The sequence below is a fragment of the Brevibacterium aurantiacum genome, assembly GCF_900169065.1.
Taxonomy (GTDB): domain Bacteria; phylum Actinomycetota; class Actinomycetes; order Actinomycetales; family Brevibacteriaceae; genus Brevibacterium; species Brevibacterium aurantiacum.
In genome coordinates this window covers 22,750-30,063 of sequence record NZ_FXZB01000032.1, presented here as the reverse complement: position 1 = coordinate 30,063, position 7,314 = coordinate 22,750, and the positions used below count along the sequence as shown (strand labels likewise).

Here is a 7,314-nt window from a genome sequence, read left to right as displayed (position 1 = left end):
TCTATAATCATGAACGGCCCCACGGATCCCTCGACGGATTAACACCATCGAGATGCTGGGAACGCTGGAGCGCAGAGAACCAATTAGCTATCGCATAGCCGCTGGACTGCTAACGGGGACCCAATCACACCAACTACCTCGACATCGCCTGGCTCAGCGCCGCGATGGGCGTCGTCGCCGGAGCCCTGGGCTCGACCTTCGACAGCGATGTCGATGTGAAGAACATGACCCATGCTCAGCGCCTGCGCTCACGTGTCTATGTCGCGGAAGAAGGCTGATCCTGACCGGACATGCCGGCAAACGCGTCGGACATATCGGCAAATGAGTACGGCGGCCAGGGGCCCAAGAATCGGATGGAAACGGCTGGCTGCTCATTCTGAATTGAGGTCAGCTCGGCTCCCAGATTCTGTATGCCTGGTTCAGTGACCAAACACGAGACCATGAGGATCGGAGTCTGTCCCGCTTCCCGAGGCGGGGTGCGGTACTCCTCGATGCCCAGACACTGTTCGGCGATCCGAGCTCTCAGTGAAGGATAGAGGTCGTCGGCCTCTCGGTCTGCAAGCTCCTTCTCGGTCTTCTCCAGACGCTTCTCCAACAGTCGACGGACTCCCGCTGGGCGGTCTTCCATATCGACTTTGATTCTCCGAACCTCGTCGTTGGCTTCGACGAAGGCGCTTCGGTCCAGCGAGATCTCGACTCGCAGCTCCGAGGTGCCGTGCAATTCGCCCAAACGCGCAGACAGCGCACCGTTGGACTCCTCCAACCACCTTTCGAGCTGAGCGGTCGACGTTGCTCCCGATTCGGTGTCCGGGCGCACGATCACATTGAAGGAGACCGGAAGCACGCTTCCTGCTCCCTGCCATCCGTCTTCAACGACCTCGCTGTGCTGCAGGATCCATCGCTTCACATCGTCATCGGGACCGTCGTAGGGTCCGCCAGTGTGCGTGTGGACCACCGCGCGGGGCCCCTCGGGGTTCCCGATCAGATGCACCTGCGAACCGTCGATGCCGTTGACCTTGGGCGTGTAGTCACCGGCGGGCACAATGGCGTAGACGTAGAGCTTGGGCGGCGCAGCGCCATTGGCGTCTGTCACTTGATATCCTTCGAAGTCTCTTCGGCCCACCTGGCTGGGTTGATGAGTTTGTCGACCACCTCATCGACGACGTCGTCAAGTCCGCGATGCAGATCGTCAACGGAGCCGGTGATGCCGTGCTCGGCCTTGATCTGATCCATGGCCTCATCGAGTTCTAAGAGTGCTTCGCCGAGGCGGTTCTGTTCGTCCTCGGTGAGGTCACCGCCTTCCATGCGCCGCACTGCCTGCGTCTCCAGCGCTTCCTGAATCACTTCGACGAGGGTGACGACCAAGGTGAGAACGCCGTGCTTGAGGCTCTCTTCATCCACATTCAGTGCCATGATTCTCCTTCATCATTCTTCTCCCCCGAACCGGTGGCAGCCAGGTCGTGGCGCTCGGATGCACTCCATTGTTCGAGTTCGTCGCACCAGTCGTCAATGTCATCTGCGGCCAGACGTATCGACGACTGCTCGGTCTCGACGAACAGAATACGTGCCTTGTTGGTGGGGTTGTCGTGCTTCTCCCAGCGCAGTTTCCGCACTTGCGAGGCAGAGACCCTCACCAGCGCGCGGCTGTCCATCGGAGACTTCCAAGTGAGGTCACGGCCTGTCAGGACTGCTTCCCCGCCCCGCCATGTTCCACCGCCCGACAGCGTCTCCCGGTACCACATGCGGCCCTGCTTCAGCGGTTGCGGCGACGAGCTCGAGACTCGACCCGTCGAGGGTTGCAGTGCCGTTCCTCGCTGTTCCTGAACCAGACGGATCAGGCGTTCGGGTTCAAGGGCGGACAGCTTCGATTCGCTGCCGTCGTCGAGTCGGACGAGGATGCGAATGCGCTCCTCGCCCCCGATCGAGGGCTCCGACAACGGCGTGATGGATTCTATTGAACTCAGTTTCGCCTGCCACAGTGTCTCCGCCGGATCGCGTCGGTGGATGATCAACCGCTGCGAGGTGAGGTAGGCGGTGCCTGGTCGCCAGGTGCGATAGAAGTTGTCCTGGTAATGTCCACCCGCCATCTTGGCGAGGATCTCTTCATCCTCGGCCAAAGGCAGGTGCGCGCGCACCGACTGCTGGACCCACTTTCGTGTGTCTTCATCCCATTGACGCATCATCCCGTATTCGAGCATCGTCTCGATCCCTGCGATGGTCGCGCGCAGGTTGATCCCGATGAGCGGTATGTCTGAGACGGAGATGATGAGGTCGAGATTCAGGTACACGCCCTTGTTGAGGAGCACCTCAATGAGGTCAGGCAGAGTCGCCCGTGGATCCCGGGTGGGCTGCATGATCGCGTCGTCGGCCATCAGTGACCTACTTGCGCTCGGATGACTTCTCGGACTCCGTGGAGGACTGTTTGAGTTCCGCAGCGTCGCCGGACTCCACTTGCTTGGAGTGAGCGCTCTGCCATCCGCACCAGGGGCAGTACGCGTTCATCAGCTGCGCCAGCTCGGCGCGCTTACCGCATTCCGGGCAGGTGTCCTTCTGCTCGATCGCTTCCTTCCAGGCCACAGTGTCGCGGTCCGTGCCGGCCGGGAAGTCCAGTCCATAGCGTGCAGCTGTCTCGAACGACGCCAGGGCCGCCCTGATCCGAATGCCGAGGAGTTCGACTCCTGCCACAGAGACCATGATGTCGGCGTTGAGGACCAGGCCTTTGTCCAGCAGCGTCTCCACCACGTGCAGGAGAGTCCCCTCCTGGCTGCGCTGTGGCTGCATCGCACTGTTCGACTGGTTTGCAATACTCATATCGTCGGCTTCCTATCGGCTGCTGTCCCGAGTGTGAATGTGTGGTCGTCGGTCTGGCCCTGGCCCTGTGGACACGAGCCAGTGGACCATACCGCTGAGGCTGATCACTCGGATGGCCGTCCTCGGACGTAGCGGTTCTGTCGGCTGTACTCGAGGAGTTCGCCCTGCCCGTCGAGTTGGATGTCGTATTCGGCCAGCAGATCGGCGGTGTCGGGAACGCGACGAGATTCCACGACTTCGAGTCGCACGGCCCAGTGGTCATCTACCCAGCGTGCACCGACGACCGATTCCGGGGACCGGCCAGTGAGTGCGCTGAACTGTTCGACGGCCTTCTTGACCGCCTGCACAGTCGAAACCCTGGCTGGTTCCGATGCCGCCGTCGTGTCCTCGGACTTCGGTGCGCTGGATTTCGGTGCGCTGGACTTGGGTGCACTGGACTTCGACGCGCTCGATGTGGTCGCGCTGGCCTTCGATTTCACGGGACGAGATTTCGACGACGCGGCAGTGGTCGACCGGCGTGGTGATTCAGACGAGGCTGTCCGCCTCGGCCGCCTCTTCTCGCCGGTGTCCTGCTCAGGCGTACCTTCGGACGAGGCCCCACCCTGTGCGGCCTGCTTCTCGTCCATGCTTGTCTCTTCGCTCATGGGTTCTCCTTCGATTTACGTCGACGAGTGGATTCCAGTAGACGCGCGACCAAATCTCGCTCCAGCTTATCGGCTTCCTCGTCGCTGATGGCTCCGGAATCTTTGGCCGCGGAAACCTCTTCCAACTGACGTCGAATCGCACTGGGATCGTAATACCGCTTCTCAGCTTCGCTGTGAACCTGTTCGGCCACCCAGACAGTCCCCTTGAGAGGGGCCAGAGGTGCACCGAGGATCGCTGAAAAAAGTCCCATGACGACTCCTACATCTCAGGAACGAAATCGTAGGGAGCCTGCGGTCCGACGAACCGAAACCGCATGCGGTCCTGATTCGCCTCCGCCAGCTTGTCAATGGCGTCGTCGAACTCCGCCAGCGACTCCTGGGCAAGCAGCACAGCGACTTCGAACACGTCTTCAGCCTGTCCACTCTCACGCACCGACATATCGGCGGTCAGAGGTTCGAGCTGATTGAGAATCGGTGGACCCTCCGTGGTCTTCCAACTCTCCATCGTCTTCACCACGATTTCGCCGAGGCGGATGCGTTCGTTTCGTGTCTCGTCCTCATCCGTGCCGGCGATGGTCTCCCTCAGCTCCGCAGCCTCCGGGTTGTCGAGAATGATCTCCCGAAGGATCGTGTCCCGGTCGTAGCGGACCAGCAGGGTGTACTGGGACAGTCCGGACAGTCCTTCCAGGGCTTCGACGTATTCGGCTTCGCGTGGGGCCAATACTTCACCGGCAATGTCGGCGTCGGCGGGGATGACGGTCCCGAACGCCAGAGGCAGCACTGGTCGCTCAGCGGCAATCCCGTCGAGGACCGCAATGTGGGCCTTCAGATCATCCGGGGTGCCCAGGATGTCTGTCTCAACGAGATCGGACACCACCGCGGCGACCCGGCCGGAACCGACGGCATGCAGCTGACTTGCCTGCACACCGCCGGTTCCCTCTGACAGGTCTGTGTCTGCCAGAACGATGCCGTAGAGATACTTGTCGCTGTCAGTTTCGATGTCTACGCTCACTCGGACTCAGAGGAGCTGCGAGCGGGACGTTTGGTCCGGCGACGTGGTTTCTCATCCTCGTCATCCGAATCATCAGGTGTCAGCGCGTTCTTGACGCCTTCCACGGCACCTTGGGTTTTGCCCTTGGCGCCGTTTTCTGCCATTCCGCCCAGCATCTCCGGCAGATCTCGACCGCCCTGCTGGGTCAGGTCGAGACGGTTGGTCGCCTCGGCGAAGCGAAGGTACGTGTCCACACTGGCGATGACGATGCGGGCGTCGATGGTGAGGATTTCGATGCCGACGAGTGAGACTCGCACATAGGCATCGATCACGAGACCTTTGTCGAGGATGATCTCAACGACGTCAGCCAAGGAACTCGAGGACGGACGATCGACATAACTGCCACGTGAACGTTCAGCGGTGTTGGTACTCATGCTCATTACCTACTTCCGATTGGAAGGACGCTCAGCTGCGTCCATTTTCGTCTTCGGTTGCTTCTTCGTACTCTTCTGGCTCACCCTCTTCAGATTCCACAGGCTCGCCTGCGTCGTCGATCTCCTCCTCTTCGACGGGCTCTCCGTCTTCGACAGGTTCCTCTTCGGCTGGCTCGTCAGCGTATTCTTCTTCGGGCTCCTCGTCGACAGGTTCGTCGGATGGCTCGTCGACGTATTCCTCTTCAGAGTCCTCGTCTTCTACCGGCTCAGAATCGTCTTCGGGCTCACCTTCCTCAGGAGGCTCTTCGCCCTCTTCGTAGGGCTCTTCCCCCTCGTCGACGGGCTCTTCGCCCTCGTCGTAGGGTGCAGCATTCTCGTACTCTTCCTCGCCAGCTTCGTCGGCCTCAGCCTGAGCCTGTTCTTCTTCGAGAGCGTCTTCATGTGACATCACAAGTTCGCTGTCTCGGATCTCACCACGCCAGCCTTCAACGCTGTCCTGATCGATCATGATCTCGTTCATCACGTGATGAACAAAGAACTTCAGTTCGAGCCGGAACCGGCGAGGCACCGTGAACCACAATGCACCGACTCCCTCGACGAATCCCTGTTTGTGGTATTCGCCGCTCGCGATGATGCGGGTCAGTCTTGGAGCCACCTCGTGGAAGGAAACGGCACCGCTGATGTAGCCCTTCTCGCCGGTCGATTCCCAGACGATATGCGAGTCCGGGACCTGCTCGATGATCGTGGCCTCCCACGTGCGGTGGGACCAGACAGCCTGGCCTTTGACGCTGATCTTCACGTCATCGGTGCGTTCGACGTTCTCGACCTTCTTCATGAAGTCGGGCCAGTTCTCAAACATCGTGAACGCGTTGTACGCGACAGACAAGGGCACACCGACATCGGCCGTCTCGATGATGTTCGAGAACTTGAAGTCGCCAGAGCCACCGGAACCGCCGGACGAGCCCCCGCCGAACACGCCTTTGATCTTGTCCTTGGCGCCTGCGGTCGCTGCAGAGAGAGCCGCCTTCGCCGGCGATTTCCCTTCAGCGAACTCTTCGGCACCGGCCTGAGCGGCCGCGCCCGTAGAATCCGATGATCCGTCAAATTTGTCAGACAGTTTGTCGACCTTGTCACTCGCGGACTTGATCGCCTTGCGGCCGAGGGTTTTGGCGTAGTCCGCAGCTTGATCCTTCAAGCCACTGAAGATGGAGTCATCACTCACCGGTGGCCTCCTTGGTCTTGCGTGAGGCGGCAGGCTTCTTCGCTGCCGTCGAACGCTTCCGCGTCGGTGTCGACTTGGAAGCCGATGCTGACTTGCTGCCTGCCCTGCGCTGGGTGCTCGAGCTCTTGGCTGCTCCGCTCGTCTTCTTGGAAGCTCCGCCAGAGCTTGTCCTCTTCGAAGTGCTGGTCCCGCCTGACTTGCTGGTAGACCGGCTCGCGGTCGAGGAACGCTTCCGAGCGGGCTTCTTCGGAGGTTCTTCCTCCGCTGCCGGCTCTTCTTCTGCTTCTTCGGTCTCCTGGTCAGCCTCATCTTCTTCAGGCTGCTCATCCTCGGCCTCTGGTGCCTCAGCCTCGTCGAGGTTTTCAGGAGCGTCGGCGTCCGCGCCATCGGTGTCCGGATCCTCCGGATCGTCGACCGAGGGGTCGAGGTCGTCTGCGGCCTCGTCCAGGGTGGATTTCATCTTCTCGGTCTGGTCCTGGAGACGGCTGCTCAGCTCGTCGATGCCCTTGGCTGCCAGAGCCTTAGCTGCACCCTTGCCCGAGTCGGCCAGGCGTCCGGTGATCTTCTCTTGAAGTTCTTTGAGCTCTGGAGTGGAATCCGCGAACTCTTTCAATCCTCCAAGAAGACTCTCGCGGTTCTTAACCACATTCGATCCCGCCAAAGTAGAGGCGATCGTCATGGCCATGCCCAACTTCTTCGTTCGGCCAAGCATGTAGCCCGCCAAAATCAGGCCTGTGAGTTTCATCTTGTCGTTCACTGGGTACCTCCGAATCTGCGCTTGTGGCGCGTGTGGTTGTTGGACCCTTGAGCTTGGCGATCTGTTGTTGCGATGAGCAGTGATCGCCAGCCGTGTCTCGATATGAATTGAGTTACTAGTCCCGGACGACAGTCAGCTGGTGTCGCGACTGGCCGTCGTCTGGATCGTTCGTAAAGCCCTCACTTCGTTTATTGACTTCTGACGTTCAGAAGCCGAAAGCAATCTGCCCTTGGAACCTCAATCTTCCGCGTGATTTCGGATCCGTCAAGGGGGGCCCAGGTTTTATGAGGCGGCTTTCAGCCAATCCGTGGTCCGATTATAGATATTGCCTGTTCAAGTACCCCACAAGATAGGAACAAGCCCCCATGTAAGGACATGACTGCCAGTTGGCCTGATGCTCGGTTTCGGAGACGCTCGACTGGATGCACCGGTCGAGGCTTCGTGGCGCCATCGAG

At 60.2% G+C, this 7,314-nt stretch carries 10 protein-coding genes; all 10 read right to left on the bottom strand.

Translation table 11 applies throughout. The annotated features are described in order from the left end of the window. Nucleotides 1-256: 256 nt before the first annotated feature. The gene (locus tag BAUR9175_RS17255; protein ID WP_164513833.1) at nt 257-1,093 is read right to left on the bottom strand and encodes a GvpL/GvpF family gas vesicle protein; all 837 of its coding nucleotides are present in this window, start codon (nt 1,091-1,093) and stop codon (nt 257-259) included. Continuing rightward, complete coding sequence (locus tag BAUR9175_RS17250; RefSeq protein WP_101584685.1) at nt 1,090-1,413, bottom strand: gas vesicle protein K; 324 nt, start codon at nt 1,411-1,413, stop codon at nt 1,090-1,092. Before BAUR9175_RS17250 ends, BAUR9175_RS17255 begins: the two co-directional genes overlap by 4 nt. Next, the gene (locus BAUR9175_RS17245; protein ID WP_206427395.1) at nt 1,404-2,372 is read right to left on the bottom strand and encodes a gas vesicle protein; all 969 of its coding nucleotides are present in this window, start codon (nt 2,370-2,372) and stop codon (nt 1,404-1,406) included. Before BAUR9175_RS17245 ends, BAUR9175_RS17250 begins: the two co-directional genes overlap by 10 nt. Nucleotides 2,373-2,379: 7 nt before the next feature. Then, nucleotides 2,380-2,811, bottom strand: a complete 432-nt coding sequence (locus BAUR9175_RS19890; protein ID WP_307722860.1) for a gas vesicle protein — start codon at nt 2,809-2,811, stop codon at nt 2,380-2,382. A 104-nt stretch (nt 2,812-2,915) separates the two neighbouring features. Continuing rightward, nucleotides 2,916-3,455 (bottom strand): gas vesicle protein GvpO, encoded by a 540-nt coding sequence (gene gvpO / locus BAUR9175_RS17235; protein ID WP_101584683.1) that lies wholly within the window; start codon nt 3,453-3,455, stop codon nt 2,916-2,918. After that, complete coding sequence (locus BAUR9175_RS17230) at nt 3,452-3,706, bottom strand: gas vesicle protein GvpG (protein ID WP_101584681.1); 255 nt, start codon at nt 3,704-3,706, stop codon at nt 3,452-3,454. Before BAUR9175_RS17230 ends, gvpO begins: the two co-directional genes overlap by 4 nt. Before the next feature lie 8 nt (nt 3,707-3,714). After that, entirely contained in the window at nt 3,715-4,467 is a 753-nt protein-coding gene (locus BAUR9175_RS17225; protein WP_101584679.1) for a GvpL/GvpF family gas vesicle protein, read from the bottom strand. Further along, entirely contained in the window at nt 4,464-4,880 is a 417-nt protein-coding gene (gvpJ, locus tag BAUR9175_RS17220) for a gas vesicle protein GvpJ (RefSeq protein WP_206427396.1), read from the bottom strand. The genes BAUR9175_RS17225 and gvpJ overlap by 4 nt, the downstream gene beginning before the upstream one ends. Before the next feature lie 31 nt (nt 4,881-4,911). Continuing rightward, entirely contained in the window at nt 4,912-6,102 is a 1,191-nt protein-coding gene (locus BAUR9175_RS17215) for an SRPBCC family protein (RefSeq protein ID WP_164513834.1), read from the bottom strand. After that, a complete protein-coding gene (locus BAUR9175_RS19445) occupies nt 6,095-6,859 on the bottom strand; it encodes a hypothetical protein (protein WP_164513835.1) in 765 nt (254 codons plus the stop codon). Before BAUR9175_RS19445 ends, BAUR9175_RS17215 begins: the two co-directional genes overlap by 8 nt. Nucleotides 6,860-7,314 lie beyond the last annotated feature (455 nt).

Coding starts and splice junctions, on each gene's coding strand:
- BAUR9175_RS17250 (WP_101584685.1), bottom strand. CDS start 1,413: ATGGCACTGAATGTGGATGAAGAGAGCCTCAAGCACGGCGTTCTCACC.
- BAUR9175_RS17245 (WP_206427395.1), bottom strand. CDS start 2,372: ATGGCCGACGACGCGATCATGCAGCCCACCCGGGATCCACGGGCGACT.
- BAUR9175_RS19890 (WP_307722860.1), bottom strand. CDS start 2,811: ATGAGTATTGCAAACCAGTCGAACAGTGCGATGCAGCCACAGCGCAGC.
- gvpO (WP_101584683.1), bottom strand. CDS start 3,455: ATGAGCGAAGAGACAAGCATGGACGAGAAGCAGGCCGCACAGGGTGGG.
- BAUR9175_RS17230 (WP_101584681.1), bottom strand. CDS start 3,706: ATGGGACTTTTTTCAGCGATCCTCGGTGCACCTCTGGCCCCTCTCAAG.
- gvpJ (WP_206427396.1), bottom strand. CDS start 4,880: ATGAGTACCAACACCGCTGAACGTTCACGTGGCAGTTATGTCGATCGT.